We start from the raw sequence: 26,949 nt of genomic DNA on the forward strand, positions 1-26,949 counted from the left end.
GCCCCGGGTGTTGGAGAGCAAGCCATGGATCGTCTGTCCGTTGTCGTCGAACCGCTGTCGGTCAATCCTCTACAGGAGGCACAGACCCCGCCACGCTTTTCCAGTGAGCAACTGGCCCAGGCTCGGGCACGGGCTACCACTTCCGGGGAACGGGTGCTCGATGCACTGGCCGTGCTCTGCGAACTGGCGCCAATGCCGTTCATTGCCAGCCTCGGCGCGACCCTGCATTACCCGGTGCTCGACACCGACACGCTGTTTCTGGCGACCCCGGTGTTCGACCGGGTCACCCTCGCGCAATGCCTCAAACGTGAATTCATCCTGCTGCGCCACAACGACGAAGTCATCGGCGTGTTCGCAGACCCCTTCGACACGTCGCGTCTGGCCTGGATCGACGAATGCCTGCACGGCGCGCCGCTGTATCTGGTACACGCCGATGACCTCAAGGCCTATCTGGCCCGCCACGAAGAAAGCTTCCACGCCGTCGAATCGCTCAACGCCCAGGCCGACGCCGGCAGCGAGACCGATACCCTGCAAAGCCTGTCGCTGACCAGCATCAGCGAAGACTCGAGCGTGGTGGTGAAGCTGGTCAACTCGACCCTGTACGACGCGCTGAAAATGCACGCCAGCGACATCCACCTCGGCACCACCGGCCAGGGCCTGGTGATCAAGTACCGGATCGACGGCGTGCTGAACAACATCGGCAAGATCCAGGGCAGCGAGTTCGCCGAGCAGGTGATCTCGCGAGTCAAGGTCATGGCCGAGCTGGACATCGGCGAAAAACGCGTGCCTCAGGACGGTCGTTTCAAGATCGGTATTAGCGGCCGGCAGATCGACTTCCGGGTGTCGATCATGCCGAGCATCTTCGGCGAAGACGCGGTGCTGCGGGTGCTGGACAAACAGGACCTGGCCGACAAGGTCTGCGGCGTGCAACTGCAAGCGCTGGGCTTTGAAGACGAAACCCTGCGTCAACTGCGTCGCCTCGCCGCCGAACCCTATGGCATGGTGCTGGTGACCGGCCCCACCGGCAGCGGCAAGACCACCACGCTGTACGCGATGATCACCGAGATCAACCACGGCGTGGACAAGATCATCACCATCGAAGACCCGGTGGAATATCAGCTGCCTGGCGTGCTGCAAATCCCGGTCAACGAGAAAAAAGGCCTGACCTTCGCCCGTGGCCTGCGCTCGATCCTGCGTCACGACCCGGACAAGATCATGGTCGGCGAGATCCGCGACCCGGACACCGCGCAGATCGCCGTGCAATCGGCGCTCACCGGTCACCTCGTATTCACCACCATTCACGCCAACAACGTGTTCGACGTGATTGGCCGCTTCACTCAAATGGAAATCGACCCCTACAGCCTGGTTTCGGCGCTCAATGCGATCCTCGCCCAGCGCCTGATCCGGCTGGTGTGCAGCAGTTGCAGCACGCCGGTCAACCCGAGCGATGAAGAGCTGCGCGCTTCGGGCCTCGATCCACAGAAAGTCGATCACTACCACTTCGTCCACGGCAAGGGCTGCGGCCACTGCCGGGGCAGCGGCTATCGCGGCCGCACGGCGATTGCCGAGCTGCTGCACCTGGACGACGAACTGCGCCAGATGATTGTCGAGCGCCAACCCATCACCCAGATCAAAGCCCTGGCCTGCGCCCGTGGTTTGCGCCTGTTGCGCGAATCGGCGCTGGAGCTGGTGGAGCACGGTCGGACCACGCTGGAGGAGATCAATCGTGTCACTTTTATCGCGTGATCAATTTATCGCCGTGCTCGGCGCCAGCGGTGTCGGCCTCGGCCAGCGCCGGGGCAGCGACACCCTGTGGCTGGGCAGCGTCGGCTACATCGACGAAGGCTTCCAGAGCTACGCGGTGGCGCTGGACACCCTCGACCGTCTGCTCGGCGAACACACCCGTACCGGTGCCGAGCTGAGCGTGGTGATCTCCGGTCACTTCAGCCGCTTCTGCCTGGTGCCATGGAGCGAGCAGATCAGCAGCCCTGACGAACTGCGCGGCTTCGCCCAACTGTGCTTCGAAGACCTGTTCGGCGCCCCGACCCAACCGTGGAGCCTGGTGCTGTCGGCCGAGCCGGCCGGGCATGACCGGATCGCCAGTGCCTTGCCGCAGGATTTGCTGGAACGCCTGCGCACGCTGGTCACGGGTCGCGGCCTGCGCCTGCGCTCGGTGCAGCCGTACCTGATGACCGCGTTCAACCGCTTCGACAAAAGCCTCGACGCTGGCGACTTCCTGTTCATCGTCGCCGAACCGCAACGCAGTGTGTTGCTGCTGGCAAGGGAAGGGCGCTGGTCGTCGGTGCGTTCGGTGGGCGGCAGCGACAGCGACGCGGCACTCAGCGCGCTGATCGGTCGTGAACGGCAACTGCAAGCCTCCACCAGCGAACGCGCCTTCAACGTTTATCTGCACGCCCCGGCGCGCCTCGATGCGCAACCGGATGTGGCGGGGGTGCACCTGCGCACTCTCGAAGACAACTCGATGACCGTGCGTGACGCCTTGTACGTCATGTCCCGGGCGGTGGCCTGACATGCGCGCCTTGAACCTCGACTTCCAGCCACGCCCGCGTTCCGGCCCGTTGGGCTGGAGCCTGCTCGGCGGAGGTGTATTGCTTGCGCTGGTGTGCTTCGGCGTGCAGCAGCACCTCGGCGATCAGGCCGAACAGCAGCAAGGTCATCTCCAACACACCCAGCGCCAGCTCACCGGCGACAGCGGCAGCAAGACAACGCTGAGCCCGGCGGAAACCCGCGAGCAGGCGCAGAACCTTGCTGAAATGCGCAAGGTCTCGCAGCAACTGCGCCGGCCCTGGGAGCGCCTGTTCGCCATGCTCGAAGCCATGCCGCGCGACGACATCGCCTTGCTGACCCTGACCCCGGATGCACGCAAGGGCCAGGTACGGATCAGCGCCGAGGCGCGGGATCTGCAAGCGATGCTGGATTTCCACAAACGGCTGGAGGCCAGTGACGAGCTGTCCGACGTGTCGCTGCTGAGCCACGAAATCGTCGTCAAATCGCCGGAGCAACCGGTGCAATTCAACCTGTCGGCGACCTGGGAGATAGGCGATGCGAATCCCTAGACTGATCGTTCACGAATACCTGCAAGGCCTCGGCGTACCGGGCCTGGCCGGTCTGGCGCTGCTGCTGGTCACGCTGGCCTGGGCACTCGGCGGTTTGCTGCCGGGCTGGCAATCGCTGCAACAGCTCAGCCAGCAAACCCAGGAAGCCACCGAATACCTGGCCAAGGTCGAGGACGGTAGCATCGCGCCGCCGGTGGTGCCGCAGCGTCAGCTCGATGATTTCCGCAACAAGCTGCCGGCCCAGCCGCAAGCCACCGTCGCCATCGATCGCATCTATGCGTTGGCTGCGCAGGAGCACATCACCCTGGCGCGCGGCGAATACGCCCTCGGCGTCGATCCCAAGACCCATCTGGCGCGCTACCAGATCCTGTTGCCGGTGCGCGGCAGCTACCCGCAACTGCGCCGTTTCCTGCACGCCTTGCTCGGCCAGTTGCCGGCGGTGGTGGTGGAAGACGTCGAGTTTCAACGCAAGAAGATTGCCGACACCGACCTCAGCGGCCGGATCCGTATGACCCTCTACCTGTCGAGGTCGTGATGGACACCAAACGCATAACCGGCTGGGTGGCGTTCTTCGGCGTGGCGGCGGCGCTGGCCTGGTTGCCGGAATATTTCTCGCCGAGCGACGAGGCGGACTCGACCGAGGTCGCCGTGGCCAGCCCGGCCAAAGCCAGCGCCCGTGGCGCCTTGCCCGCCAGCAGCGCCAAGGCGAATGCGGCGCCGATCAAGGACCTGAGCCCGGCCGGCGACCTGTTTGCGAGCAAATCCTGGAAGGCCGCGCCGACCCTGGCGACGGTCACCGAACAAGCGATCAACCCGACCCCGGTGGTGCAAGCCCCGAGCCTGCCACCGGTGCCGTTTCAGTTCGTCGGCAGGCTGCATGACCGCAGCGACCTGCAGGTGTTCTTGCAGGACGGCGAGAAAATCTACGTCGTGCGCAGCGGGGATGTGATCGACGACACCTGGAAGATTGCGGCGATTTCCGATGTGGAACTGAGCCTGGTCTACCTGCCTTTGCATTTGTCGCAGACCTTGTCTGTGGGGAGTACGCAATGAACAGATCCCGTTTGCTGATGAGCCTCGGCCTTTGTGCCGGGCTGGCCGCGTGCAGTTCCGCGCAGGTCGCCAACAAGGAGGCTTCCGACCTGATCGAGCAGGGGCAGTACGAGGCGGGCCTGGCCCGGATCGAGGAAGGCTTGCGGGAAAATCCGCGCGACACCGAGCTGCACCTGCTGCTCAACAGCGGTCGCGCCAAGGCGATCACCGCGCTGCTGACCTCCGGCGACACCGACCGCGCCCGCCGCGATTTCGCTTCGGCCCGCACCGCCTACAGCCGGGTGCTGACCATCGAGCCGAACAACCGCCGCGCCCAGGATGCCCTGCGCCAGCTCGACTACCTGCGCAGCATGGACGAGAAGCTGGAACTGGCCCGTGGCGATCTGCGCCGGGGTGACATCTACGGCGCCGACCGTCAGGTCAAACAGATCCTCGAACTCGACCCGAAAAACGACGGCGCGCTGGAACTGCAAGGCAACATCCGTCTGGTGCAGAGCCGCAACGTGATCCAGTACCCGCAACTGCGTACCCGGCTCGATCGCCCGGTGACCCTGGAATTTCGCGACGCCAACCTCAAGACCATTTTCGAAGTGCTGTCGCAGGTTGCCGGCCTGAATTTCATCTTCGACAAGGACCTGCGCCCGGACATGAAAGCCACGATCTTCGTGCGTGACGTGCGCATCGAAGACGCGGTGCAACTGCTGCTGCAACAGAACCAGCTGCACCAGAAAGTAGTGAACGAAAACACCTTGCTGATCTTTCCGGACTCGCCGCAGAAGCTGAAGGATTATCAAGAGCTGGTGATGCGCACCTTCTACCTGACCAGCATCGACGCCAACACCGCGCTGAACATGATCAAGACCATGCTCAAAACTCGCGACGTGTTCGTCGACGAACGCCTGAACACCCTGACCATGCGCGACACCGAAGACGCCGTGCGCATGGCCGAGAAACTCCTGCAATCGCAAGACCAGTCCAACCCCGAAGTGGTGCTGGAAGTGGAAGTGATGGAAGTCGCCACCCAGCGCATTCTCGATCTGGGCCTGCAATGGCCGAACACCTTCGGTGTGGTCAACAGCGACGGTTCGGCGGTGACCATTCTCGATCAACTGAAAGGCATCAACTCCAGCCGGATTTCGATCTCGCCGTCGCCGCAGGCCAAGATCAACGCGCAGGACAACGACATCAACACCCTGGCCAGCCCGGTGATCCGCGTCAGCAACCGCGAACAGGCGCGCATCCACATCGGTCAGCGGGTGCCGATCATCAGCGCCACCTCGGTGCCTTCGACTCAAGGCCCGGTGATCACTGAAAGCGTGACCTACCTCGACGTCGGTCTGAAGCTCGAAGTGCAACCGACCGTACACCTGAACAACGAAGTGGCGATCAAGATCGCCCTGGAAGTGAGTAACGCCACGCCGCTGGAGCCGACCCGCCAAGGGACGATTCCGGTGCAGGTCGACACCCGCAACGCCCAGACCTCGCTGCGCCTGCATGACGGCGAAACCCAGATCCTCGCCGGCCTGATGCGCAACGACCACGGCGCCACCGGCAACAAGATTCCGGGCCTCGGCGACATTCCGGGTCTGGGCCGGTTGTTCGGGAGCAACAAGGACACCATCGGCAAATCGGAACTGGTGCTCTCGATCACCCCACGGATCGTGCGCAACCTGCCGTACCAGAGCCCGTCGGACATGGAATTCCCGACCGGCACCGAAACCAGCATGCACATCCAGGCGCCGGACCGTTCGCAGAACTACACGATGCCAGCGCCTGCCGCGCAGCCTCGTGCAGTCGGTGAAGCGGCCGTGGCAACCACTCACGTTACCGTCGAGAAGCCTTGATCATGAACGCCTCCCAGCGCGGTTTTACCTTGATCGAAGTCGTAGTGACGCTGGCCCTGATCGGCCTGCTGGCCGGCATGGCCGCGCCGCTGACCGAGACCCTGGTACGGCGTGGCAAGGAGCAGGAACTGCGCACCGCGCTGTATCAGATTCGCGATGGCATCGACGCCTACAAGCGTGCCTTCGATGCCGGCTACATCGAGAAATCCCTGAACAGCAGCGGCTATCCGCCGAACCTGAAAGTGCTGGTCGAAGGCGTGCGCGACGTGCGCAGTGCCAAGGGTGCGAAGTTCTACTTTCTGCGCCGGATACCGCGGGATCCGCTGGTGCCGGCCAAGCGTGACGACAACGGCGGTTGGGGCCTGCGGGCCTACAACAGTTCGGCCCAGAACCCGCGCGATGGCGAGGACGTGTTCGACGTCTACTCCCACGCCCGGGGTAAAGGCCTCAACGGTATCGCGTACCGCGAGTGGTGATTCTCATGCGCCGGGAAAAGGGGTTTACCTTGCTCGAGCTGATGGTGGTGATGGCGATCATCGCGACCCTGATGACCATCGCCTTGCCACGCTACTTCAACAGCCTCGAGGCCTCGAAAGAGACCACGTTGCACCAGAGCCTGTCGGCCATGCGCGAGGCGCTGGATCACTACTACGGCGACACCGGGCGCTATCCCGATTCCATCGAGCAACTGGTGGAGATGCGTTACCTGCGCAATGCGCCGCTGGACCCGATCACCGAACGCAATGACCAATGGGTGCTGATCGCTCCGCCGGACGGCGTGGCGGGCGGCGTTGCCGACATCAAGAGCGGAGCTACCGGGAGGGCGCGTGATGGCAGCCAGTATTCCGAGTGGTAAGCACGTGGAGCAGGGTGGGTTCACCTACCTGGGCGTGCTGTTCCTGATCGTGATCATGGGCATGGGCCTGGCCAGTGCCGGCGAGTTGTGGTCGACCGTGTCGCGCCGCGATCGCGAGAAACAACTGCTGTGGGTCGGCACCCAGTACGCCCAGGCGCTGCGCAGCTACTACCGCAGCTCGCCGGGCCTGGCGCAGTACCCGAAAGAGCTGGTCGATCTGCTGCAGGACGAACGTTTTCCGGAAGCCCGCCACCACCTGCGTCAGCTCTATCCGGATCCGATTGGCGGCGGCGAATGGGCACTGCAACGGGGTTTCGACGGACGCATCACCGGCATCAACAGTGCCTCCACCGAGGTGCCGTTGAAGCAGGCGGACTTCCCGTCGCAGTGGTCGGATTTCGAAGGCATGCAGCGTTATTCGGACTGGCAGTTCGTGGCCGAGAAAGCCTTTCTTGATGGCACCAACGGCCCCGCAAAAGGCCAGTCAGCGCTGCCGCAGGCGTTGCAGCCATGAGCCGCCAATGGTGGTGCGCGTTGATCCTTGCGGCCGTGGCGTCTTTCGCCAGCGCCAGCGAAGAAGACGAAATGATGGGCTTCATCGTCGACGACACGATCTCGCACATCGGCCACGACTTTTACTACTCGTTCAGCGAGCGTCTGCGCGACACCAGCCGCATGGATTTCAACCTGGTGGTGCGCGAGCGCCCCGACGCGCGCTGGGGCAGCCTTGTGACCGTCGAATATCAACAACGCCTGGTGTATCGGCGCTTCCTGCCGCCGAACACCGTGGAACTGAAGGACGAGGCCTACGAGGCCGCCGACTCGGTTCGACTGGAGGTCGTCCGGCGCAAGCTGGAAGCCTTGTTGCAGGACACCACCGACCTTGAGAAGGACGAACTATGAACACGACAACGTTCTCACGGCGCAGCGGATTCTGGATCTCGGGGTTGTTGATCGGGCTTGCCAGCGCCGCTGCCGTCCAGGCCACCGAACTGGTCTACACGCCGGTCAACCCGTCGTTCGGCGGCAACCCGCTCAACGGCACCTGGCTGCTGAACAACGCCCAGGCGCAAAACGACCACGACGATCCGGACCTCAAGAAACGCTCGACGGTGGCCGGCACTTCGGCCCTCGAACGTTTCACCAGTCAATTGCAGTCGCGGTTGCTAGGGCAACTGCTGGACAACATCTCCACCGGCAACACGGGGAGCCTGTCCACCGACGCTTTTATCGTCAACGTCGTTGATGACTCGGGGGCACTCACGATTGAAGTGACCGACCGAGCGAGCGGCGAAGTTTCCGAAATTCAGGTGAACGGCCTCAACCCATGACGGGATGACGGTTCCGGGGAGTGATGGACATGAAAAAAATAATAGCGCTAGGGCTGATGTTGGCAGCATTACAAGGGTGCAGTCTGCGCGAGCCGATGCCGGCCGAGCAGGACACCGATACCCCGACCCTGACCCCCAGGGCCTCCACTTATTACGACTTGCTGAAAATGCCGCGACCCAAGGGCCGGCTGATGGCGGTGGTGTACGGCTTCCGTGACCAGACCGGGCAGTACAAACCGACGCCGGCCAGTTCCTTTTCCACCAGCGTCACCCAGGGCGCGGCGTCGATGTTGATGGACGCGATGCAGGCCAGCGGCTGGTTTGTGGTGCTCGAACGGGAAGGGCTGCAGAACCTGCTGACTGAACGCAAGATCATTCGGGCTTCGCAGAAGAAACCGAATACGCCGGTGAACATTCAGGGTGAGCTGCCACCGTTGCAGGCGGCGAACATGATGCTTGAGGGCGGGATCATCGCTTATGACACTAACGTGCGTAGCGGTGGGGAAGGGGCGCGGTATCTGGGGATTGATCTGTCCCGTGAGTATCGGGTGGATCAGGTGACTGTGAATTTGCGCGCGGTGGATGTGCGTAGCGGGCAGGTGTTGGCGAATGTGATGACCAGCAAGACGATTTATTCGGTTGCGCGCAGTGCGGGGATTTTCAAGTTTATCGAGTTCAAGAAGTTGCTTGAGGCTGAGGTCGGGTATACGACTAATGAGCCGGCGCAGTTGTGTGTGTTGTCGGCGATTGAGGCGGCGGTGGGGCATATGGTGGCGCAGGGGATTGAGCGGCGGTTGTGGCAGGTGGCCGGGGATAGTTCTACGCCTTCGCAGGATGATGTTTTGAATCGGTACCTGACTCAGAACAAGGTGGATCCGGAGGCTGAGTGAACTTGGCGGCCTTTGGGCCGACCAGGTTCCTTTGGGGGGGGTGTGAATATCCGTTTCTTTGGATGCGGCCGCTGACGGTTCCGCCCTTACGGCGGGTCACTTTGGCAAACGCCCCAAAGTAACCAAAGGTCTGGGCCCCGGCGTTCGGCCCCTCGCTGGGGCTCGGGGTTCCTTCGCTCCGGGATTCATCCGGGGGCATCGCCTCCGGTTTGCTTCGCTGCACCTCCTCTCGATGTGTTTGGCTTCGCCAAACGGTCGCTTCGCTCCCACCCCCGGATAAATCCCTCCACTCAGCCTGCCGAAGGGGCCGGCACGTCAAAAGCTTTACTCGAGCTAACGCTCATTGTGTTGAGTGGTGAGAAGCGAAAAGCGAAAAGCGAAAAGCGAAAAGCGAAAAGCGAAAAGCGAAAAGCGAAAAGCGAAAAGCGAAAAGCGAAAAGCGAAAAGCGAAAAGCGAAAAGCGGACTGCTTTTGCTTTGATCGTTCCCACGCTCCGCGTGGGAATGCAGCCCGGGACGCTCCGCGTTCCATTCTCGAATGTTTAAAAGTTGTGTCTGTTTTGCCGATCCTTCCCACAAGGTTTTCAGGTTGTCCGTCGGAAGCGCGGGCTCTAGCCTGTTTCGGTCGCTGCCAATTCAGCGATCGGGTCTGGAAACCCGGATGTGTGAGAAAGCGAAATCGCTTTTCATAACGTATGCTTGCGCACCTTCATTGTGTGCACGCTGTTATGGCGGCTGTGCGCGGGAGACATTTATGTCTGCCGGGTCGCGTTCTCCCCGGATTTCCAGCCCGCGTACAGCTGCCACCCATTCTTCCTGGAAGTCGATTGGGCCGGCTGCAACCATCAATGAGGACGAAATGACCATGAAAAAACCAACACCCAACCCACCCGAAACCCAAGCCAACCCCGAAAGCGACCCAACCTCCCCATACACCTCCACCCACTCCAAAAAACTCCACGAAGCCGCCGAACGCGCCCTCGATCATTACCTCTGCCCCGGCGCCCACATCATGGGCAGCGCCAACGAACCCGCCCCGATGTACCTCGCCAACCCGGCCTACAACACCGAATCCCTGCTCGCCAACGCCTGCGAATCTCTGGGCTCCGCCAGCGAAATGCTCAACAACTTCGCCGCCACCCTAGACCCCGCCCACCGCAAGACCGCCCTGGGCATCGCACAGATCCTCATGCTGGGTGAATTGGCCGTAAATCAGGCCTTGGATCACGTCGAACTGAAGGGCTGATCCAGCACATCCCCAATAAAAAACGCGGCCCAGCAACGGGTCGCGTTTTTCACATTCAAACTGGAGTCACCATGGATCCCCTGATATCCACAATCGTTTCAGACTTTGAAAGCGAAGAGCAGGCCGCCAGCTACGACCGCTGGTTGATTGCCAAAATACAGGCTTCAATCGATGACCCACGACCCAGCATTCCGAATGAACAGGTGATGGCTGAAATGTCGGCCCTGATGGAGGACAAACGAAGAAAGCATGAGGCGGGGTGAGTGCTTTGCGTTGGCAAGGTGAAAAGTAGAAAAGCGCAATGCCGATTTTGGCTACTCTACTGCTTCCTGACGACTAACTATTTTTGAGGAGCGCATGGACCTTTCACCACCACTGGAAATCGACAGCGCAGCTTATGCAGAATTCTTGGGTCTGTGGGAAATGGGCTCTTTTGATAACCAGCGATTGGGGCAAGCCTTCTACAACCATTTTCGCCTCCATCGGTTAACCGATCAGGCTTTGTTACAGGGGCTGTAGGAGGCAGAGGGCAAGAAGGCTCGAGCCGCTATAAGTCGTATATTTCATCTCAATTAGCATCAGCCCTTTTGCGCATCGATTCCATCAAGGCATATATCTCGGCCATCACCTGGTCATGCGGAATGCTCGGACGCGGATCATCGAGAGAAGCCTGTACTTCGGCCCGAAACCAACGGTCATAACTCGCAGCCTGCTCCTCGGGATCAAGATCCGAAACCACCGGGCACAGTGGGTCGAAAGGTATCGCTGTCGTCGCTGTCTGGATGAATTGCATGTGGGCCAAGCTCCATGGGGATCAAGTTGTCCCGGCAAATCCTAGAGCCTGCACTTCCGACGGCCAACCGCCAGAACTCGTCAGAAAATTCCCGAAGCTTCTGAAAACGTTCCGTTTTTCCGTTGGACGCGACCATGGGCTTTTACCCATGGGTGACGTTAGAATGCCATCACTTTCAGTGTGCAAATCAAAAGGAATGAATAAGTGCTCATACTGTTCGCGCTGGCGCTGTTGTTTACCGTGACGTTCGCCTTGATTGGGGTGGTTGGTGTGATAGCGCCGAAGCTTTTCAGGGACAGAAAAACCGGTCGGATCCCCAGCCGGTTCAGCCTGTTCCTGGCAGGGTTGGTCATGAGTGGAGCGTCTTTCGCTCTTCTCACCTATACCTCCACCAAGGTTCAGCAGGCCGCAGGCTTTGGCGGGTCGGGCGGCGTCTCCGCCAGCGCCAACCGGGACGCTTCACCTTCTGCGACTTCCATGGGATTGAGCGTCGACGAGTTTCATGACGCGTTCAACGCCGCTATCGGTCGATACAAAAAAGAATACAAAGCCGCCGACTTTGATGTCGACACAACCGGCGTTACGGGAGTGTTCAATTACATTTTCAGCCAGGACCTGACGATGATGGGAACCCTTGACAAGGATGACGGCAACGTCGACTTGATCATCATCAATATCTCTCCAAACGAGGAGGAGGCGGAGCAGCTTCGTATGTTGACTGTTCTGTTGGCGACCACCGAGGCACTCAATCCTGACATTCCGGTGGAGGAGAACAAAAAGATGGTGATGGAGGTATTCCATGAATCCATTGTGAAGTTCAATTCCGAAGATTCAGTCGAGCGTCAGGTAGGCGACCTCAAATACTCGGCGAGGACGGGTGATCACACAGGCATGATGTTTTCTGTCGTGAAGAGCAGCGAAGGCTGAATCGTCCTGCTGGCATAAAAAAGCCGCGATCCCTCACCCGGGGATCGCGGTTTTTTTTACCCGACACTTACTGCTGCAACACCGTCGCCTGGTTAGCCGACCCAAACTGTTGAATGGTCGCGGTCTGCGTCATCCCGCTCTGATCCACATTGGCAATGTTCCCGGTGCCGCCCTGGGTTACATACGCCACGTTCATGGTGTCCGCCTGTTTCACGGTGATCATGTTGTCACTGCCATACAGCTGCGCGGTGTAGGCCTGGTTGCCGGTGCCGGATTGATCGAATTCGGCGCTGTTGCCCGAGCCGTTCGAGGAGCCCTGAACCAGGTTGGTGATGCCGCGTTGGTCGGCGATGAGGATGTTGTCGCTGCCGTTCTGATCGAAGTACAGCTCGTTGTAGGAATCCGCCTGGCTGACCGTGGTCTTGTTGCCAGTGCCGGTCTGGTTGGTGGTCATGATGTGGCCGATGCCGTCCTGTTTGAAGCTGGCGATGTTGCCGTTGCCGGCCTGGGTGACGGTGGCGCGCTGGCTGCTGCCGAACTGGCCGCCCAGTTGCGGGCCTTTCCAGTTGCTGGCGTAGACCTTGTTGTCATTGCCCACCGAGGCGGCGTTGAGGGTGTGGCTGTCGCCGTTCTGGTAGGTGAAGTGCACGTTGCCGTTGCCGACCTGGTACAGCGCCAGGGTCGAGTTGACCGATTCGAACTGGTCGGCATAGATGGCGTTGGTGTTGCCGACCTGGGTGACGGCGGCGGTGTTGTTTTCGCCGAAGCTCTGGTCGACCACGGTTTCGTTGCTGTCGCCGTACTGGTTGACGGTGGCCTGGCTTGCCAGTTGCGAGTCTTGCCAGATTTCGGTGCCGTTGAGGTTGCCGAACTGGTTGATGGTGATGTTGCCGCCAGTGCCGTTGCGCTGGTCGCCGTAGGCGTAGTTGTTTTCGCCGGCCTGGTTGATACCGATCTGGCCGCCGTTGTGCAGCACCTGTTCGGCGGTGCCGTAGTTGGCGGTGCCGTACTGGGTGATCACCGAGCTGTTGCCGGTGCCTTCGTACAGTTGCTCGATGTTGGCTTCGTTGCTGTCGCCGAACTGGAAGCTCTTGCCTTCGCTGCCGTTCTGCGAGTCTTGATAGACGAACGAGAAGTTGCCGGTGCCTTGCTGTTGTTGCAGGGCCTGATTGCCGGCGCCGAAGCCGAGGGACTGGCTGGCGTGGGTGGTGTTGAAGGCGCCGACCTGTTGCTGGGTGATGGTGCTGTTGTCTTCGTAAAGCTGTTCGGCGTAACCGGCATTGTAGTCGCCGACCGCGTCCTGGGTGATGACGCTGGTGGCGGTGTCTTGCACGGCGGCGGCGTCGTTGCCCTGGCCCAGTTGGGTCTGGGTGGCGGTGCTGAACGGCGCCTGGGTCTGCTTGACGTTGGCGATGTTGGCGGTACCGAGCTGGCTCTGGGTGGAAATGCTGTCGTCGGCCATGGCCTGGGCACTGATCATGACCAGGATGGCGGCGGTGAGGGGCGTCAGTTTGAACATGATGAACTCTCCGATGATTGCAGTGCTTAGCGATATTGCTTGACCGAAACGCTCATGCCGTTGCCCGACTGTGTCACGGCGCTTTGCAGCCCCGTGCCGGCCTGCTCGATGCTGGCGTCGTTGTTGTTGCCGTTTTGCGAAATCTGCGCACGGTTGTGGCTGCCGGTTTGCGTGATGGACGCGGCGTTGCCGGAGCCGTTTTGCGTGATCAAGGCCATCAGGTCGCTGCCTTGTTGCAGGATGTACGCCTCCTGATTGCTGCCCGACTGCACGATCCTGCCCAGCAGCGACTGACCGTTCTGCGAGAGCAGGGCGAGGTTGACCTGGCCGTTCTGGTCGATCAGGGCTTGCTGGCCCACGGGGGGCGGCAGTTCGCCGAGATCGGCGCTGTTGGGCGCCAGGTCATCGTTTTCCATCAGGTCGTCGGCGCGCACGCCCGCACTGACGCACAGGGCGAGCAGGCAAAGCAGGGCGGCGGTCGGCGTGTTCATGGCGTTGTCCTGTGTTGTGTGCTGCTCAAATCCGGAATCGTGGCTGAGTCAGCCCCACCCACCCCGCGCCTGGCGGTGTGGGTTGGGTGGGGCGTGGGTTCAGAGCGTGTTCACCGAGATGGTGCGAACGGTGCCCTGGGACGAACGGATGGTGGCGGTCGGGTTGGCTGATGGCACGACCAGCGTGTTGTTCAGCGTCAGCCGCCAGCGTCCGGTTACCGGTACCGTGGTGGTGCCCAGCGTTACCAGCCCGGTCGGGGTGGTGACCTGCACGGTGATGGTGTTGCCGGTGGTCACCGACGAGGTGCCGGCGAAGTCCCAGTTGAAGCGGCCGCCGGAACGGGCCTGCACGGTCGAGGTGGTGATCGTGAAGGTTTCCGCCGCTGGCCGTGGCGACACTTGCACCGTGACGGTCGCCGGCGTCGACTGGGCGTTGAAGCTGTCCCGGGCGATGTAGGTGAAGGTCGTGGTGAAAGCCGTGGTCACGGTGGCCGGTGGGGTGTAGGTGATCACCGTGCCGTCGGTGCTGACCGTGCCGCGTCCTGCCGGCGGTTGGGTCAGGCTGGCGACGCCCAGCGGCGTGTTGCCTTCCGGATCGGTGTCGTTGGCCAGGACGTTGATCGGGATTGCGACACCCAATGTGGCGACGCTGTCGGCGACGGCGGTCGGTGGCCGGTTAGGCGCGACGGTCACCGTCACGGTCGCCGGGTTGGCCGAGGCCAGGCCTTTGCTGTCTTGCGCCTTGTAGGTAAAGGTCGTGGTCAGCGGTGTCGTCACCACGGCTGGCGGGGTGTAGACCACCGAGGTGGTGCCGCTCAGCGCGACGGTGCCCTGGCCGGCGGCCGGTTGAGTCAACGCGGTGATGGTCAGCGGCACGTTGTTGTCCGGGTCGCTGTCGTTGGTCAGCAGGCTGAGGGTGATCGGCACGCCGAAGCTGGTGCTGCCGGTGTCGGCGTTGGCCAGTGGCGCCTGGTTCTCACCGGTGTCCGGTGCTGCACCGACCACTACGACTGGCTCGGTATCGCTGCCGCCGGCGGCGGATTTGACCGTGACGGTGGCCGGAGGCTGGGTCAGGTCGGCCACGGTGATTTTTTGCAGCGTGCCGGTTTTCGACAGGCGTCCGTAGCCCTGGGCAACCATGTCCGGCACCGCGACTTCATCGGTCGAGGTGGCTTCGATCAGCAGGCTGTGGTTGGCCCAGCTGTAGCGGGCGGTCTGGATTTTCACCACGTCGGTGAGCTTGGCCGAGACGGCAGTCGGCCGGGTCGCGCCGGCCGGGTTGGTCGCGGTCACGACTACCACCGACGGCAGGGTGCCGTTGCCCAGGCGCTGGCCGAAGAACAGCCCGTTGTTGTCGCCCAGCAGACTGGTCTGGCACGGCGTCGGTGGTGGGCCGGGCAGCAACGCCAGGGTTTCGCGGAAGCACAGGGTCGTGCTGCTGTCAGCCTTGGCGAACACTTCGGCGCGCACACCGGCCGAAGTCCGGCGATAGGTGGCGCGGTCGATGGCGACGTGGGTCTGTTGACGGTTGTCGAGGACCTTGCCGGCGACGGTGAACAGGTTGGTCTGAATCGAACCGGCGCCCGACGGACCATCGATCCGCAGGAAGTTGGTGTTGAACGGGCTGCCGGTCACCGCTTCGGTGAGGTTCGGGTCGCCGACGAAGGTTTCGATGCCGCCGGTGTCCGGGTTCACTTCGGTGTACGGGCCGTTGATGCTGCGCAGGAACGGGCCGATGGCGCCGTTGAGCGCACCGCTGAAGTTGCCCGGCGCGCCGATGCCGATGTCTTTGGTGATGTTGATCGCCCGCCGGCCAGGTGTGGTGACGTTGACGGTTTCAACACCATACGGGTGGGTGATGGTGTAGGTGCCGGCCACCGGGACGTTCACCCGGATACGAATCCGCGCGAAGCTTTGCTGATCGCCATCCACCGGATTCTCCGAGGCGAACGCCGCTTCGATGCCTGCGACGTAGGCGTCTACGCCGAAACCGGCACCGTTGTTTGGGATCGCGGTTTCAGCCAGGAACCAGAAGGCTTCCGGCGGCCAGTTGTCGGGGAACACCATCGGCAGGGTGTCATCGAACACGCCCGGCTCCGGCAGCAGGGTGCACATGTACGCCGGCGGGGTGCTGACCGGCACCCGCGAACTGGCGGCGCGCGATTGGCAGAGCTCCATCGACAGCAGGTTGTTGTCCTGGTACCACATCGGGAATTTCCCGGTGGCGAAGGTGTAGGGGCCGGGATCGACGGCGGCCAGTTGCGCGAACGCACTGCCGGTCAGCGAGATTGTCAGCCCGAGCGCGTTGAGCGCGAAGCGTGGCCACTTGTTCATGATGCCTCCTGATGCGGATCTGGGCATGTGAGCGTTCATTGCACGATGACCACTTCTTCGGTATCGCTGCCGCCGTTGGACGACGTCACCCGAACCTTGGCCGGTGGAATCGGCGTGATCCCGGTGGCCAGGGTTTTCACCGCGCCATCACCGCCCAGCGCACCGATGGTGGCGCCGGTGCCGGAGGTGGCGGTGAGCACCGGTGGCGAGGTTTCGTCACTGGTCGAGGCCACCACGGTCAATTGCCCGGAAGTGAGGCTGTACTCGGCGCGCTGGATCACCACCAGGTCGGTCAGGCTCATGGGCAGGGTGGTCGGCGAACTGGTGGCGATCGCCAGGTGGTTGTCGGCGGTCACTTGCAACACGGCCGGCAAGGTCGGGTTGACCGCCGATTGCGCGTACCAGCTGCCGGTGCTGTCGGCTTCTGTCATGTTCACCACGGGCGTGCTGCTGGTGATGGCGGCGGTGCCCGGCGCGGGCGGGGCTTTGACGAACACGTCTTGTTGGGCCACTGGTGCGCTTTCGCCGGGCTTGCGCGAGTAGGTGCTGCGCTCGGTGATCAGAGGCGTTGGCCGCACCACTGTCGACAACTTGCCGGACACGGCGAAGGTCGTGGTGCGCAGGTCAATGCCGCCCGGGCCTTCGATGCGCACGTAGTTGGTGTTGAACGGGCTGCCGGTCACGGCTTCGTTGAGGTTCGGATCGCCGACAAACTGCTCGGCCGCGCCGCTCACCGGGTTGGTCTCGGTGTACGGCCCGTTGACGCTGCGCAGGAACGGGCCGATGTCACCCTTGAGCGCGCCGTCGTAGGTTTGCGGGGTACCGATGCCGATGTCGCGGGTCATGTTGATCGCGCGCCGGCCGGGGGTATCGACGGTGAACACGTCGACGCCGTACGGGTGGGTGATGACGTAGGTGCCGGCGGTCGGCACATCCACGCGAATGCGGATCCGCGCAAAGCTGACCTGATCGCCTTCCACCGGCTCTTCGGCGGCGAACGCGGCTTCGATGGCGCTGACGTAAGTCAGGTCGATTCCGCGTGCTGCATCGACGACGGTGGTTTCGCCGGTGAACCAGAACGCTTCATCGGGGAAGTTGGTGGGGAACACGATCGGCTGCGCGTCATCGAACACGCCGGGGGTCGGCAGCAGCGAGCACATGTACGACGGGGCGCCGGGTGTGCTCGGCACGCGGGAGCTGAGCGCTTTGGACAGGCACAGATCCAGAGTGCGACCGTGGGTGTCCTGATACCAGCTGGCGAAACCGCCATTGGCCGGTGTGTAGGGACCCGGATCGACGGCGAACAGAGCGGCCTGGGCAATGCCCTGGGCCAAGGCGCTCACGACCAGGACGGTCGCGGTTTTGGACAGTAAAGGGTGCATGAGTTAATCCCTCTATCAAAGTACCTGCCCCTTGGGGATGGGTCAGTTGCAGAGGGCTTTACAACTTCCATACCAACGACGGGCCAACCGGCCGCAAACGCCCGTGGCGCAAGGGTTCGCGGCTTGGCGTGGGGGGAAAGGGCGCAAGCCCGGATAGGGCGACTGTCCCCAGCATTGGGGATTGTGGGGGCATGAACGCCTGGCGGTTTTTGCATGACCGGGAAATCGGCCGAGCGTGGGGCCGTTCACCCCCCGGATCCGGGCAAACACCCAACCGTGGGCTATAACCCTATAGGGACGTATCGGGAAGTCGCCGCCATGAACATGCAGTCAAAATCGCTACCGATCGAGGAGAGCAGCCAGCGGCTGAACTCGCGCAAGCTGCCGTTCAACCTGTTGCGCTGGTTTTCATTGATCAGCATGGCAGTGATCGGCACCGTGGCCGTGGCGCTCGGGCGGTGTCGACACGGTTCGTGATCGAAGAAAGCGTGCAGCGTGATGCCTTGCTGACCGCGCAGTTCATTCAGGCCATCGCGTCGGCGGAAGTGCGCCACGTCTCGATCCCCAATATCCGCACCATGGGCGAATTGCTCGACCCGCGCCAGGACAAGAACTTTCCCGACGTCGACCCGCAAGCCCGAGCCAGCGCCCGGGGCGAATTTCTCGATCACATCGAGCATTTGCCGGACGTGATCCTCGCCAACATTTATGCGCCGGATCGTACCGTGATCTGGTCGACCAACCCCGCGCTGGTCAACACGCGTATTCATGCCGACGAAGACCTCGACCGGGCGTTCGATGAAAAGATTCCGGTGTCGGCGAGTTATCACGATGTGGACAAGGGCCGTGAAGAACAGAAGTTCGTGGTGCCGCCGGAATACATCTTCATCGAAAACTACATCCCGCTCTTCGACGCCGAGGGCAAGAATGTCACGGCGATGGTCGAGATCTATAAAGAGCCCAAAGACCTGATCGCCCGCATGGAGCGCGGGCTGACGCTGATCTGGCTGGCCACTGCACTGGGCGGCGGGCTGATTTACCTGGGGCTGTACTGGATCGTGCGGCGGGCGGCGATTCTGCTGGCGGCCCAGCAAAAACAACTGATCGCCAACGAAACCTTTGTCGCGCTGGGCGAGATGTCATCGGCGGTGGCTCACAGCCTGCGCAACCCGCTGGCGACCATCCGTTCCAGCGCCGAGCTGGCGCTGGAGTTCGACGCGGGGCCGGCGCAGAAGAACATCAAGGACATCATCGGCCAGGTCGACCGCATGTCGAAGTGGGTGCGCGAACTGCTGCAATCGTTGCGACCGCTCAATGACGACCCGGAACCGGTGAACCTGGTGGCGGCGCTGCACGACAGCCTGATGGCCTTCGAGCAGCAGATCGCCAAGGCCGGCGTGCATGTGGTGTTTCATCCCCAGCAGACGCCGATGGTGCTGAGCCAGCCCATCCAGCTCACGCAAATCCTCAACAGCCTGCTGGCCAACGCGCTGGAGGCCATGGACAAGGGCGGCACGCTGACCATCACCCTCGAACCGAGCGACAGCCGTGGCGTTAGCGTCATGCTCAGCGACACCGGCAAAGGCATGAACGAGGAACAGCGCAGCATGGCCTTCCGGCCGTTCTTCACCACCAAGCAGGGCGGCCTCGGCGTGGGGCTGGTGCTGGTCAAACGGATCATGGAACGCTTCGGCGGGGGCGTGAGCCTGGACAGCCGCGAAGGCGAGGGCACCACCGTTCGTCTGGCGTTTCAACTCATTCAGTAAGTTGGGGTGAACTTTCCCCCAGCAGTGGGTGTCAGGCCCCGGTCACCGGGGAGTGGGGAATGCAACAGCGCTCCCAAGTCCCTGTTACAACTGGAAATGATTTTTTGGCGAGGTAATTGCAAAACACCATCACCCCTTCCTTAGATGAGGCGGCTGGTGATGGACAGAGCAATGCGTGACCCCAAAAAGCTGTTCCTGTTGACGCCCCTGAGCGTCTTTCTGATGTTGACCCTCGGCCAGATGACCGCGGTCCGAGCGAGCCCGATCGACGACGAAAATCAGCCGGAGGCCTCCGACCCGTCGGCCTATTACGACGAGCCCGCAGACCGCGCCGGCGCGCTCAACGCCATCCTGACCATGCCCGAGGCCAACGAAGACTCTTTCGATCTGCCCGACGGGGTCAAAGGCACGCGCAACACGACGCGCACGGAAAACATCCTGCCGCCCACCGTCCAGACCAGTTTCAATTACCCCACCAACGGCAAGCCGAGCCCGCTGTACGGTGCCCAGCCGTTCACTCAGCAACTGGTGCTGTTCGAAGAGTTCGGCCCGGAAAAACTCGACCCGACCACACCGGCCGCGCCGTTGAGCTTCCCGCCAGCGGCCATCGGCCCGGCACCGGCGCAAGACCCGAACAACATCGCTCGCAGTGCGCCTCCCGGCAGCGCGCTGGATGCGTTCCTGCGTCAACCGGGGCTTACGCCATTTCCGAGTCAGTTCGCCAACACGGTTGACCGCAACCCGTGGCAGGCGCAGATCGAACTGTTTCTCAACCGTCATATCGGTTCCTCCGCCGAAGGCCGCCCACCAGGAAAAGGCTGGGCCCATCAGCGCTGGAACGAGTTCTACCCGCAAGTCGCCTACAAGACCGTGCAGACCGGTGCGCGGCTGAACGGCGGCCTGCGTGACAGTCGGCAGATGCACGGTTATGCCGTCGGCGAGTTCGGCCCTGGTGGTCTGTACCACAACGTCGCGGGCGTGCCGGCGACCGATGGCACGGCCAAGGGTGTCGACCCACGGTTCCACCCGGCGATGCCGGTGCAGGACCACAATTCGGTGTGGACCTTCGACGGCACGCTGCCGCCGAAACTGTTGATGGTGCGCTACGGCCAGCCGGTGCTGATGCGTCACTACAACGGCTTGCCGATCGATCCTTCCGCCAACCGCGGTTTCGGTCTGCACACGATCACTACCCACGAGCACAACGGCCACGCGCCGGCGGAAAGCGACGGTTATGCCAACGCGTTCTTCTTCCCCGGCCAGTACTACGACTATCGCTGGCCGATCCAGCTCGCCGGCTACGACAGCATCAACACCAAGGCGGAAGACCCACGCGCGGCGTTCCCGTGCGCACCGGGGGAAACCCTTTGGGTCAACGATATTCAACCTGCGAAAAAGACCTGCGACCACGGCACCATCAAGATTCGCGGCGACTGGCGCGAAACCATGAGCACCCACTGGTTCCACGACCACATGCTCGATTTCACCGCGCAGAACGTCTACAAGGGCAACGCGGCGATGATGAACTACTACAGCGCCCTGGACCGTGGCAACGAATCGGTGAACGACGGCGTCAACCTGCGTTTCCCGAGCGGCAGCGCCTTGCCGTGGGGCAACCGCGACTACGACGTCAACCTGGTGTTCGCCGACAAGGCCTGGGATCAGCAAGGTCAGCTGTGGTTCAACCCGTTCAACACCGACGGCTTCATCGGCGATCAGGTGCTGGTCAACTGGCAGTGGAAACCGACCCTCGACGTGCGGGCGCGCAGTTATCGCTTCCGCATCCTCAACGGTTCGGTGTCGCGCTACTTCAAGCTCGCACTGGTGCGGGAAGTCAAAGGCACCGGCGGCGAATTCCAGGGGCCGAAAAACTCCGGTGTGTCGTACACCCGCGTGCCGTTCCACATGATTGCTAACGACGGCAACATCATGGAACACAGCGTGCCGTTCGACGGCTCTATGGACCTGGATGCCGACGGCGACAAACAGAACCACAACGCGATCCTGCCGACCCAGGGCATCGCCGAGCGGTTCGACATCATCGTCAACTTCGCGAAAAACGGCATCAAGCCGGGCGACAAGCTGTTCTTCGTCAACCTGCAAGCCCAGGACGACGGCAAGGGCCCGAAAGAAGTGATCCCGTTGGCCGACGTGCTTTCGGAGAAATACCTGGCGGTCATCAAGCAGACCAGCAAAGGCCCGCAATGGGACCGGGGCGACCCGGTGGTAGGCAAGGTTCTGCAACTCAACGTCAAGGCTTATACCGGCCAGGATCTGTCGATGAACCCGGCGGCCTACGAACCGGCCAAACCGGGCAAGGCCGAAGGCATGGTGATGATTCCGCTGAAGATCCATCGCGACAACGCTGCCGACAAGGCCTTGCTCGCCAAAGCGCTGCACCGGACCTTTATCTTCGGCCGTTCCGACGGCACCGATGAAGCGCCGTGGACGATCAAGACCGATGGCGGTTTCGGCTTCCACATGGACCCGCGCCGGTTGAATGCGTCGACCAAACTGGCCAGCGGCCCGACCGACGCCGGAGTCAGCGGCATCGGCACCCTGGAAGTGTGGAACATCAAGGCCGGCGGCACGGGCTGGAGCCATCCGGTACACGTGCACTTCGAGGAGGGGATCATCCTCAGCCGTGGCGGCAAGGCCCCGCCTGAGTGGGAAAAATGGGCGCGCAAGGACGTCTATCGCATCGGCTCGGAAGCAGACGGGCTGGACAGCGTCGAAATGGCGATCAACTTCCGCGAGTTCGCCGGGACCTACATGGAGCACTGTCACAACACCCAGCATGAGGACAACTCGATGCTGCTGCGTTGGGACCTGGAAAAACCCGGGCAACTGCAGTTGATGCCGACACCGCTGCCGAGCTGGGATGGCGTGCGCTACGTCAACTCCGCCGCACTGCCAACCTTCCGCACTGGCGACGGCTTCGGCCCGCAAGTGACCGTGAAACCATGAGCAGGGAGGGAGCCGACATGACACAGCCAACGCCGCGCTCCCGCGCCCTGGGCATGCACCTGATTCTGGTGCTGGTCACCTGCCTGCTCGGCAGTCAGGTGCTCATCGCCCATCAGGCACAGCCCGAAGGCGCCAGTGAATCCGCCACCCCGTGGGGTGGCGATTATTTCCCCAACACCCTGCTGACCGACCAGGACGGTCGGCAGGTGCGTTTTTTCGATGACCTGATCAAAGACAAGGTGGTGGTGATCAACTTCATCTTCACTTCGTGCAGCGACTCCTGCCCACTGGAAACCGCGCGCCTGCGCCAGGTGCAGAAACTGTTGGGGGACCGGGTCGGGAAAGACATCTTCTTCTACTCGATCACCATCGATCCGCTGAGCGACACCCCCGAAGTGCTCAAGGCCTATTCGCAACGCTTCAAGGTCGGCCCTGGCTGGAAATTCCTCACCGGCGAATTCGAAGACGTCACCGAGCTGCGCAAGAAGCTCGGGCTGTTCATCGAAGGCGTCGACAACGGCCGCACCAAGGATCACAACCTGAGCCTGATCGTCGGCAACCAGAGCACCGGGCGCTGGATGAAAGCCTCGCCGTTCGAGAACCCGTGGATCCTCGCCGACCAGCTCGCCAACACGCTGCAGAACTGGAAACAGGCCAGCACCGAAGAAAGCTACGCCGACGCCCCGCAGATTCGTCCACCGAGCAATGGCGAAGAACTGTTCCGTACCCGCTGCGCCTCATGTCACAGCCTCGGCCCGCAGGATGGCGAAGGCATCGGCATGCGCAACATCGGCCCGGATCTGATCGGCGTGACCCGCCAGCGTGACCCGGCCTGGCTCAATCGCTGGATCCGCGAACCGGATCGGGTGCTGGCGGAGAAAGACCCGATCGCATTGCAGCTGTTCGAGCAATACGAGCACATCCCGATGCCGAATCTGCGTCTGGATGAAGCTTCAGCGCAATCGATCATCGACTTTTTGAGTGCCGAAACCGAACGTCAGCATCCGTCGGTGCAGCCCTTGGCTGACGGGGCTTTGACGCCAGTAAAACCGGGTTCTGCCAGCGAAACGGTGAGTCGTATGCAGTAGCGGCTAAATAGCATCACTGAACCGTGTGTCACGGTCATTGCCACCTACACTCATTCGAGAGGGCGGCTGTAACCGGCTCGATACCAGAACGCCAGGGCATCTCCATGCAACGACTGGAAGAACAGAAAACATCGGCACCGAACCTCGCGCTGGCGGCCATCAAGAGCTGGGGCGGGCAGTTCAATCTGCTGCGCTGGTTCTCGCTGGCCAGTTTTTTCATCATCGCGGCCGTGGCGCTGGGGTTGGGGTATATCTCCACGCGCTTCGTGGTCACCGAAAGCGTGGAGCGCGATGCGCTGCTCACCGCGCAATTCGTGCAGGCCATCGGCGATGCGGAAATGCGCCACGCCAACATCACGCCGCAACGAACCATGGGCGAGATGCTCGACCCGCGCCAGGACGGGAACTACCCCGACGTCGACCCGCTGGCCCATGCGTCGGCCCGCGCCGAGTTTCTCGATCATGTCGAACACTTGCCCGACGTGTTGCTGGCCACGGTGTATGCCTTGGATCGCACGATTATCTGGTCGACCAACCCAGAGCTGATCAACGTCAGGATCGAAGACGACGACGAGCTGGACGAGTCGTTCGAAATGAAGGTGCCGGTCTCTTCCAGCTACCACAAGATCGACGACGAAAAGCCCGAGCAGAAGCTGTCCCGCGAACCGAAATACCTGTTCATCGAAAACTACATTCCGATGTTCAACGCCGACAAAAGCAAAGTCGTCGCCATGGTCGAGATCTACAAGGAGCCGGCGGATCTGGTGGACCGTATCGACCGTGGGTTCGCTTCGATCTGGGCCGCGACCATTCTTGGCGGCGCGGCGATTTATCTCGGCTTGTTCTGGATCGTGCGGCGCGCCTCGACGCTGCTGCAAAGCCAGCAACAGCAGCTGATCAGCAACGAAACCTTTGTCGCCCTGGGCGAGATGTCCTCGGCGGTGGCCCACAGCCTGCGCAATCCGCTGGCGACCATTCGTTCCAGCGCCGAACTGGCCCAGGAAATCGCCAGCCCCGGCGCGCAACGCAACATCGGCGACATCATCAGCCAGGTTGACCGCATGTCGCGCTGGGTGCGCGAACTGCTGGTGTCGTTGCGCCCGATGAGTGACGACGGCGAGGCGGTGGAATTGCTGGCGGCGGTCGAGGACACCCTGGGGGCGTTTGACGCGCTGATCCGGCGCAATGGCGTCGAAGTGCGATTCACGCCACAAAATTGCCCGCCGGTCGTCAGTCAAAAGGTGCTGCTGACGCAAATACTCAATAGCCTGTTTGCCAACGCCCTGGAAGCGATGCCCAAGGGGGGCGTACTGACTGTCGAGATTGAAACACCGCACACCGGTCATGTGCGCATGACCCTGAGCGACACCGGCAAAGGCATGAGCGCGCAGCAGCAACAGCTGGTGTTCAAGCCGTTTTTCACCACCAAGCAGGGCGGCCTCGGGGTTGGCCTCGCGCTGGTCAAAAGAATCATGGAGCGGTTTCAGGGTTCGGTCATTCTGACCAGCCGGGAGCAGGAAGGAACCCGCGTCAGTCTCAACTTTAGAGTGGCATCGGGAGGGGAATATGGAACACAGCATTCTGCTGGTCGAGGATGACGAACTGCTGGCCGAGAATATTCAGACCTACCTGGAGCGCAAAGACTTCGAGGTGACGGTCTGCCACTCGGCCGAGGACGCGCTGGGGCAACTGGAAAGCTTCATGCCGGACATCGTCCTGACCGACAACTCGCTGCCGGGCATGAGCGGTCACGATCTGATCCAGAAGCTGCGCATCAGCGCGCCGGAACTGAAAGTGATCATGATGACCGGTTACGGCAACGTCGAAGACGCGGTGGTCGCAATGAAGGAGGGCGCCTTTCATTACGTCACCAAACCGGTCGCGCTGCCGGAGCTCAAACTGCTGCTGGACAAGGCCCTGGCCACCGAACGGATGGAACGCACGCTGTCGTTCTATCAGGAGCGCGAAGCGCAGAAATCCGGAGTGCAGGCGCTGATCGGCGAGTCGTCACCGATGCAGTACCTGAAAAACACCATCGGCCAGTTGCTCGACGCCGAGCGGCGCATGGCCAACACCGATCTGCCGCCAGTACTGGTGGAGGGCGAAACCGGAACCGGCAAGGAGCTGGTGGCCCGCGCGCTGCATTTCGACGGCCCGCGCAGCAAAGGCCCGTTCATTGAATTCAACTGCGCGTCGATTCCGTCCAACCTCGTGGAATCGGAACTGTTCGGCCACGAGAAAGGCGCGTTCACCGACGCCAAGGATCGCCGGGTCGGATTGGTGGAAGCGGCGGACGGCGGCACGTTGTTTCTCGACGAGATCGGCGAAATGGACCTGTTGCTGCAGGCCAAACTGCTCAAGCTGCTGGAGGATCGCACCATTCGCCGGGTCGGCTCGGTGAAGGAACGCAAGGTCAACCTGCGGGTGATCAGCGCCACCAATTGCAACCTTGAACAGATGGTCCAGCAGGGCAAGTTCCGCCGCGATCTGTTTTTCCGTCTGCGGATCATCTCGATCAAGGTGCCGCGCCTGTACGCCCGGGGCGAAGACATCCTGCTGCTGGCCCGGCATTTCCTCGCCAGCCACGGCAAGCGCTATGGCAAACCGAACCTGCATTTCAGCGATCAGGCCGAAGAGCTGCTGCTCAGTTACACCTGGCCGGGCAACGTGCGCGAATTGCGCAACATGCTCGAACAGACCGTGCTGCTGGCGCCGAGCGACACCATCGCCGCGCATCAACTGAACGTGTGCATGAGCCTGTGCGATGAGCTGCCACCGCAGCATCAGCACGAGGTGCCGCACACGCACTTCGAACCGCGCCCGGCGAGCAACACCGAATCGATGAACCTGCCGGAGGTCGAGCGCGACATGGTGCGCAAGATGCTCGACAAGACCGACTGGAACGTCACCAAATCGGCGCGCCTGCTGGGCCTGAGCCGCGACATGCTGCGCTACCGCATCGAAAAGCTCGGCCTGGCCCGTCCGGACAAGCGTCAGTGGTAGACCGCGTTGCTGCGCGGACTCGGTGTGCCGAGGCATTCCAGCACGCACGTCGGGTCCAGCACTTCGTCGTTGACGTAGATGCCGCGTTCGGCATCGTAGGTGCGGATAAACACCCGCACCGTCGCATCGGCCACAGTGGGCAGTTGCGAGTCATGGAACACGTGGCGATCCGGGATGACGATGAAATCCTGCGGCGCCGTGTCATCGAACGGCCGGGGCGGCTGAGCGGACAGCGACGGCGGAGCAGGGTGGGCAAAAGGCTGGTCCGCCCCGTAGTAGTTGAAGTTGCTGTCCAGCGCCTGCGCCTGGGTGGCGGCGAGCAGACAGACGGATAACAGCAGTCGATTGAACATTCCCATGGCAGCACCTGTGGAAGCGGATTT

General features: G+C 62.1%; 25 protein-coding genes and 1 pseudogene. 20 read left to right on the top strand and 6 right to left on the bottom strand.

Annotated elements, in window-relative coordinates; all coding sequences use genetic code 11:
- The first annotated feature begins 24 nt into the window (after positions 1-24).
- From LOY31_RS10490 to LOY31_RS10555, 14 genes are all read left to right on the top strand, one after another.
- On the top strand, positions 25-1,746 hold the full coding sequence (locus LOY31_RS10490; RefSeq protein ID WP_258713214.1) for a GspE/PulE family protein: 1,722 nt from the start codon (positions 25-27) through the stop codon (positions 1,744-1,746).
- On the top strand, positions 1,727-2,530 hold the full coding sequence (locus tag LOY31_RS10495; RefSeq protein ID WP_108560844.1) for a hypothetical protein: 804 nt from the start codon (positions 1,727-1,729) through the stop codon (positions 2,528-2,530). Before LOY31_RS10490 ends, LOY31_RS10495 begins: the two co-directional genes overlap by 20 nt.
- Before the next feature lies 1 nt (position 2,531).
- Complete coding sequence (locus tag LOY31_RS10500) at positions 2,532-3,077, top strand: PilN domain-containing protein (protein ID WP_007956129.1); 546 nt, start codon at positions 2,532-2,534, stop codon at positions 3,075-3,077.
- Positions 3,064-3,612: a GspMb/PilO family protein gene (locus LOY31_RS10505; RefSeq protein WP_011333432.1), complete on the top strand. Its 549-nt coding sequence runs from the start codon at positions 3,064-3,066 to the stop codon at positions 3,610-3,612. Before LOY31_RS10500 ends, LOY31_RS10505 begins: the two co-directional genes overlap by 14 nt.
- A complete protein-coding gene (locus tag LOY31_RS10510; RefSeq protein ID WP_007956134.1) occupies positions 3,612-4,130 on the top strand; it encodes a hypothetical protein in 519 nt (172 codons plus the stop codon). The genes LOY31_RS10505 and LOY31_RS10510 overlap by 1 nt, the downstream gene beginning before the upstream one ends.
- On the top strand, positions 4,127-5,974 hold the full coding sequence (locus LOY31_RS10515; protein WP_258713215.1) for a secretin N-terminal domain-containing protein: 1,848 nt from the start codon (positions 4,127-4,129) through the stop codon (positions 5,972-5,974). The genes LOY31_RS10510 and LOY31_RS10515 overlap by 4 nt, the downstream gene beginning before the upstream one ends.
- 2 nt (positions 5,975-5,976) lie before the next feature.
- On the top strand, positions 5,977-6,450 hold the full coding sequence (locus tag LOY31_RS10520; protein WP_007956136.1) for a type II secretion system protein: 474 nt from the start codon (positions 5,977-5,979) through the stop codon (positions 6,448-6,450).
- A 5-nt stretch (positions 6,451-6,455) separates the two neighbouring features.
- Positions 6,456-6,830 carry a type II secretion system protein gene (locus tag LOY31_RS10525; protein WP_011333435.1) on the top strand — a complete coding sequence of 125 codons (375 nt, stop codon included), beginning with the start codon at positions 6,456-6,458 and terminating at the stop codon, positions 6,828-6,830.
- Positions 6,805-7,344 (top strand): type II secretion system protein, encoded by a 540-nt coding sequence (locus LOY31_RS10530; RefSeq protein ID WP_007956138.1) that lies wholly within the window; start codon positions 6,805-6,807, stop codon positions 7,342-7,344. The genes LOY31_RS10525 and LOY31_RS10530 overlap by 26 nt, the downstream gene beginning before the upstream one ends.
- A complete protein-coding gene (gene csgE / locus LOY31_RS10535) occupies positions 7,341-7,733 on the top strand; it encodes a curli production assembly/transport protein CsgE (protein ID WP_127797541.1) in 393 nt (130 codons plus the stop codon). The genes LOY31_RS10530 and csgE overlap by 4 nt, the downstream gene beginning before the upstream one ends.
- The gene (locus LOY31_RS10540) at positions 7,730-8,161 is read left to right on the top strand and encodes a curli assembly protein CsgF (RefSeq protein ID WP_007956141.1); all 432 of its coding nucleotides are present in this window, start codon (positions 7,730-7,732) and stop codon (positions 8,159-8,161) included. The genes csgE and LOY31_RS10540 overlap by 4 nt, the downstream gene beginning before the upstream one ends.
- Before the next feature lie 29 nt (positions 8,162-8,190).
- Positions 8,191-9,051 (top strand): CsgG/HfaB family protein, encoded by an 861-nt coding sequence (locus LOY31_RS10545; RefSeq protein WP_258713216.1) that lies wholly within the window; start codon positions 8,191-8,193, stop codon positions 9,049-9,051.
- 864 nt (positions 9,052-9,915) lie between these two features.
- The gene (locus tag LOY31_RS10550; RefSeq protein ID WP_258713217.1) at positions 9,916-10,296 is read left to right on the top strand and encodes a DUF6124 family protein; all 381 of its coding nucleotides are present in this window, start codon (positions 9,916-9,918) and stop codon (positions 10,294-10,296) included.
- Between the two features lie 71 nt (positions 10,297-10,367).
- Positions 10,368-10,559 carry a hypothetical protein gene (locus LOY31_RS10555; protein ID WP_007956144.1) on the top strand — a complete coding sequence of 64 codons (192 nt, stop codon included), beginning with the start codon at positions 10,368-10,370 and terminating at the stop codon, positions 10,557-10,559.
- A gap of 305 nt (positions 10,560-10,864) precedes the next feature.
- Here the strand turns inward: LOY31_RS10555 and LOY31_RS10560 are convergent, their stop codons facing one another.
- Positions 10,865-11,089: an antitoxin gene (locus LOY31_RS10560; RefSeq protein ID WP_085607698.1), complete on the bottom strand. Its 225-nt coding sequence runs from the start codon at positions 11,087-11,089 to the stop codon at positions 10,865-10,867.
- Positions 11,090-11,293: 204 nt separating this feature from the next.
- On the opposite strand from LOY31_RS10560, the gene LOY31_RS10565 reads away from it, so the two are divergent.
- The gene (locus LOY31_RS10565) at positions 11,294-12,016 is read left to right on the top strand and encodes a hypothetical protein (RefSeq protein ID WP_258713218.1); all 723 of its coding nucleotides are present in this window, start codon (positions 11,294-11,296) and stop codon (positions 12,014-12,016) included.
- 67 nt (positions 12,017-12,083) lie between these two features.
- On the opposite strand, the gene LOY31_RS10570 is transcribed toward LOY31_RS10565, so the two are convergent.
- The 4 genes from LOY31_RS10570 to LOY31_RS10585 form a co-directional block, all read right to left on the bottom strand.
- Positions 12,084-13,535 carry a curlin gene (locus LOY31_RS10570; protein WP_258713219.1) on the bottom strand — a complete coding sequence of 484 codons (1,452 nt, stop codon included), beginning with the start codon at positions 13,533-13,535 and terminating at the stop codon, positions 12,084-12,086.
- Between the two features lie 26 nt (positions 13,536-13,561).
- The gene (locus LOY31_RS10575; protein ID WP_064595177.1) at positions 13,562-14,026 is read right to left on the bottom strand and encodes a curlin; all 465 of its coding nucleotides are present in this window, start codon (positions 14,024-14,026) and stop codon (positions 13,562-13,564) included.
- A gap of 99 nt (positions 14,027-14,125) precedes the next feature.
- A complete protein-coding gene (locus LOY31_RS10580) occupies positions 14,126-16,360 on the bottom strand; it encodes an Ig-like domain-containing protein (RefSeq protein ID WP_258713220.1) in 2,235 nt (744 codons plus the stop codon).
- Positions 16,361-16,395: 35 nt separating this feature from the next.
- The gene (locus LOY31_RS10585) at positions 16,396-17,742 is read right to left on the bottom strand and encodes a hypothetical protein (protein ID WP_258713221.1); all 1,347 of its coding nucleotides are present in this window, start codon (positions 17,740-17,742) and stop codon (positions 16,396-16,398) included.
- 318 nt (positions 17,743-18,060) lie between these two features.
- On the opposite strand from LOY31_RS10585, the pseudogene LOY31_RS10590 reads away from it, so the two are divergent.
- From LOY31_RS10590 to LOY31_RS10610, 5 genes and pseudogenes are all read left to right on the top strand, one after another.
- Positions 18,061-19,508: pseudogene (locus tag LOY31_RS10590) on the top strand (sensor histidine kinase).
- Between the two features lie 159 nt (positions 19,509-19,667).
- On the top strand, positions 19,668-22,475 hold the full coding sequence (locus LOY31_RS10595; protein ID WP_258713222.1) for a multicopper oxidase domain-containing protein: 2,808 nt from the start codon (positions 19,668-19,670) through the stop codon (positions 22,473-22,475).
- A gap of 17 nt (positions 22,476-22,492) precedes the next feature.
- Positions 22,493-23,563: an SCO family protein gene (locus LOY31_RS10600; protein ID WP_408980466.1), complete on the top strand. Its 1,071-nt coding sequence runs from the start codon at positions 22,493-22,495 to the stop codon at positions 23,561-23,563.
- Positions 23,564-23,667: 104 nt separating this feature from the next.
- Positions 23,668-25,161, top strand: coding sequence for a HAMP domain-containing sensor histidine kinase (locus LOY31_RS10605; protein ID WP_258713224.1), 1,494 nt, complete (start codon positions 23,668-23,670; stop codon positions 25,159-25,161).
- On the top strand, positions 25,130-26,566 hold the full coding sequence (locus LOY31_RS10610) for a sigma-54 dependent transcriptional regulator (RefSeq protein WP_085607683.1): 1,437 nt from the start codon (positions 25,130-25,132) through the stop codon (positions 26,564-26,566). The genes LOY31_RS10605 and LOY31_RS10610 overlap by 32 nt, the downstream gene beginning before the upstream one ends.
- Here LOY31_RS10610 and LOY31_RS10615 read toward each other — a convergent pair.
- Positions 26,557-26,925, bottom strand: a complete 369-nt coding sequence (locus tag LOY31_RS10615) for a hypothetical protein (RefSeq protein WP_258713225.1) — start codon at positions 26,923-26,925, stop codon at positions 26,557-26,559. The two genes, LOY31_RS10610 and LOY31_RS10615, sit on opposite strands and share 10 nt — an antisense overlap.
- Positions 26,926-26,949: the final 24 nt, after the last annotated feature.

It is taken from the genome of Pseudomonas sp. B21-021 (assembly GCF_024749205.1).
GTDB lineage: Bacteria > Pseudomonadota > Gammaproteobacteria > Pseudomonadales > Pseudomonadaceae > Aquipseudomonas > Aquipseudomonas paraglycinae.

Bases quoted from the DNA above. Each gene is read 5' to 3' on its own strand.
- LOY31_RS10490 (WP_258713214.1), top strand. From the start codon at position 25: ATGGATCGTCTGTCCGTTGTCGTCGAACCGCTGTCGGTCAATCCTCTA.
- LOY31_RS10500 (WP_007956129.1), top strand. From the start codon at position 2,532: ATGCGCGCCTTGAACCTCGACTTCCAGCCACGCCCGCGTTCCGGCCCG.
- LOY31_RS10505 (WP_011333432.1), top strand. From the start codon at position 3,064: ATGCGAATCCCTAGACTGATCGTTCACGAATACCTGCAAGGCCTCGGC.
- LOY31_RS10510 (WP_007956134.1), top strand. From the start codon at position 3,612: ATGGACACCAAACGCATAACCGGCTGGGTGGCGTTCTTCGGCGTGGCG.
- LOY31_RS10515 (WP_258713215.1), top strand. From the start codon at position 4,127: ATGAACAGATCCCGTTTGCTGATGAGCCTCGGCCTTTGTGCCGGGCTG.
- LOY31_RS10520 (WP_007956136.1), top strand. From the start codon at position 5,977: ATGAACGCCTCCCAGCGCGGTTTTACCTTGATCGAAGTCGTAGTGACG.
- LOY31_RS10525 (WP_011333435.1), top strand. From the start codon at position 6,456: ATGCGCCGGGAAAAGGGGTTTACCTTGCTCGAGCTGATGGTGGTGATG.
- LOY31_RS10530 (WP_007956138.1), top strand. From the start codon at position 6,805: ATGGCAGCCAGTATTCCGAGTGGTAAGCACGTGGAGCAGGGTGGGTTC.
- csgE (WP_127797541.1), top strand. From the start codon at position 7,341: ATGAGCCGCCAATGGTGGTGCGCGTTGATCCTTGCGGCCGTGGCGTCT.
- LOY31_RS10540 (WP_007956141.1), top strand. From the start codon at position 7,730: ATGAACACGACAACGTTCTCACGGCGCAGCGGATTCTGGATCTCGGGG.
- LOY31_RS10545 (WP_258713216.1), top strand. From the start codon at position 8,191: ATGAAAAAAATAATAGCGCTAGGGCTGATGTTGGCAGCATTACAAGGG.
- LOY31_RS10550 (WP_258713217.1), top strand. From the start codon at position 9,916: ATGAAAAAACCAACACCCAACCCACCCGAAACCCAAGCCAACCCCGAA.
- LOY31_RS10555 (WP_007956144.1), top strand. From the start codon at position 10,368: ATGGATCCCCTGATATCCACAATCGTTTCAGACTTTGAAAGCGAAGAG.
- LOY31_RS10560 (WP_085607698.1), bottom strand. From the start codon at position 11,089: ATGCAATTCATCCAGACAGCGACGACAGCGATACCTTTCGACCCACTG.
- LOY31_RS10570 (WP_258713219.1), bottom strand. From the start codon at position 13,535: ATGTTCAAACTGACGCCCCTCACCGCCGCCATCCTGGTCATGATCAGT.
- LOY31_RS10575 (WP_064595177.1), bottom strand. From the start codon at position 14,026: ATGAACACGCCGACCGCCGCCCTGCTTTGCCTGCTCGCCCTGTGCGTC.
- LOY31_RS10580 (WP_258713220.1), bottom strand. From the start codon at position 16,360: ATGAACAAGTGGCCACGCTTCGCGCTCAACGCGCTCGGGCTGACAATC.
- LOY31_RS10585 (WP_258713221.1), bottom strand. From the start codon at position 17,742: ATGCACCCTTTACTGTCCAAAACCGCGACCGTCCTGGTCGTGAGCGCC.
- LOY31_RS10595 (WP_258713222.1), top strand. From the start codon at position 19,668: ATGGACAGAGCAATGCGTGACCCCAAAAAGCTGTTCCTGTTGACGCCC.
- LOY31_RS10600 (WP_408980466.1), top strand. From the start codon at position 22,493: ATGACACAGCCAACGCCGCGCTCCCGCGCCCTGGGCATGCACCTGATT.
- LOY31_RS10605 (WP_258713224.1), top strand. From the start codon at position 23,668: ATGCAACGACTGGAAGAACAGAAAACATCGGCACCGAACCTCGCGCTG.
- LOY31_RS10610 (WP_085607683.1), top strand. From the start codon at position 25,130: ATGGAACACAGCATTCTGCTGGTCGAGGATGACGAACTGCTGGCCGAG.
- LOY31_RS10615 (WP_258713225.1), bottom strand. From the start codon at position 26,925: ATGGGAATGTTCAATCGACTGCTGTTATCCGTCTGTCTGCTCGCCGCC.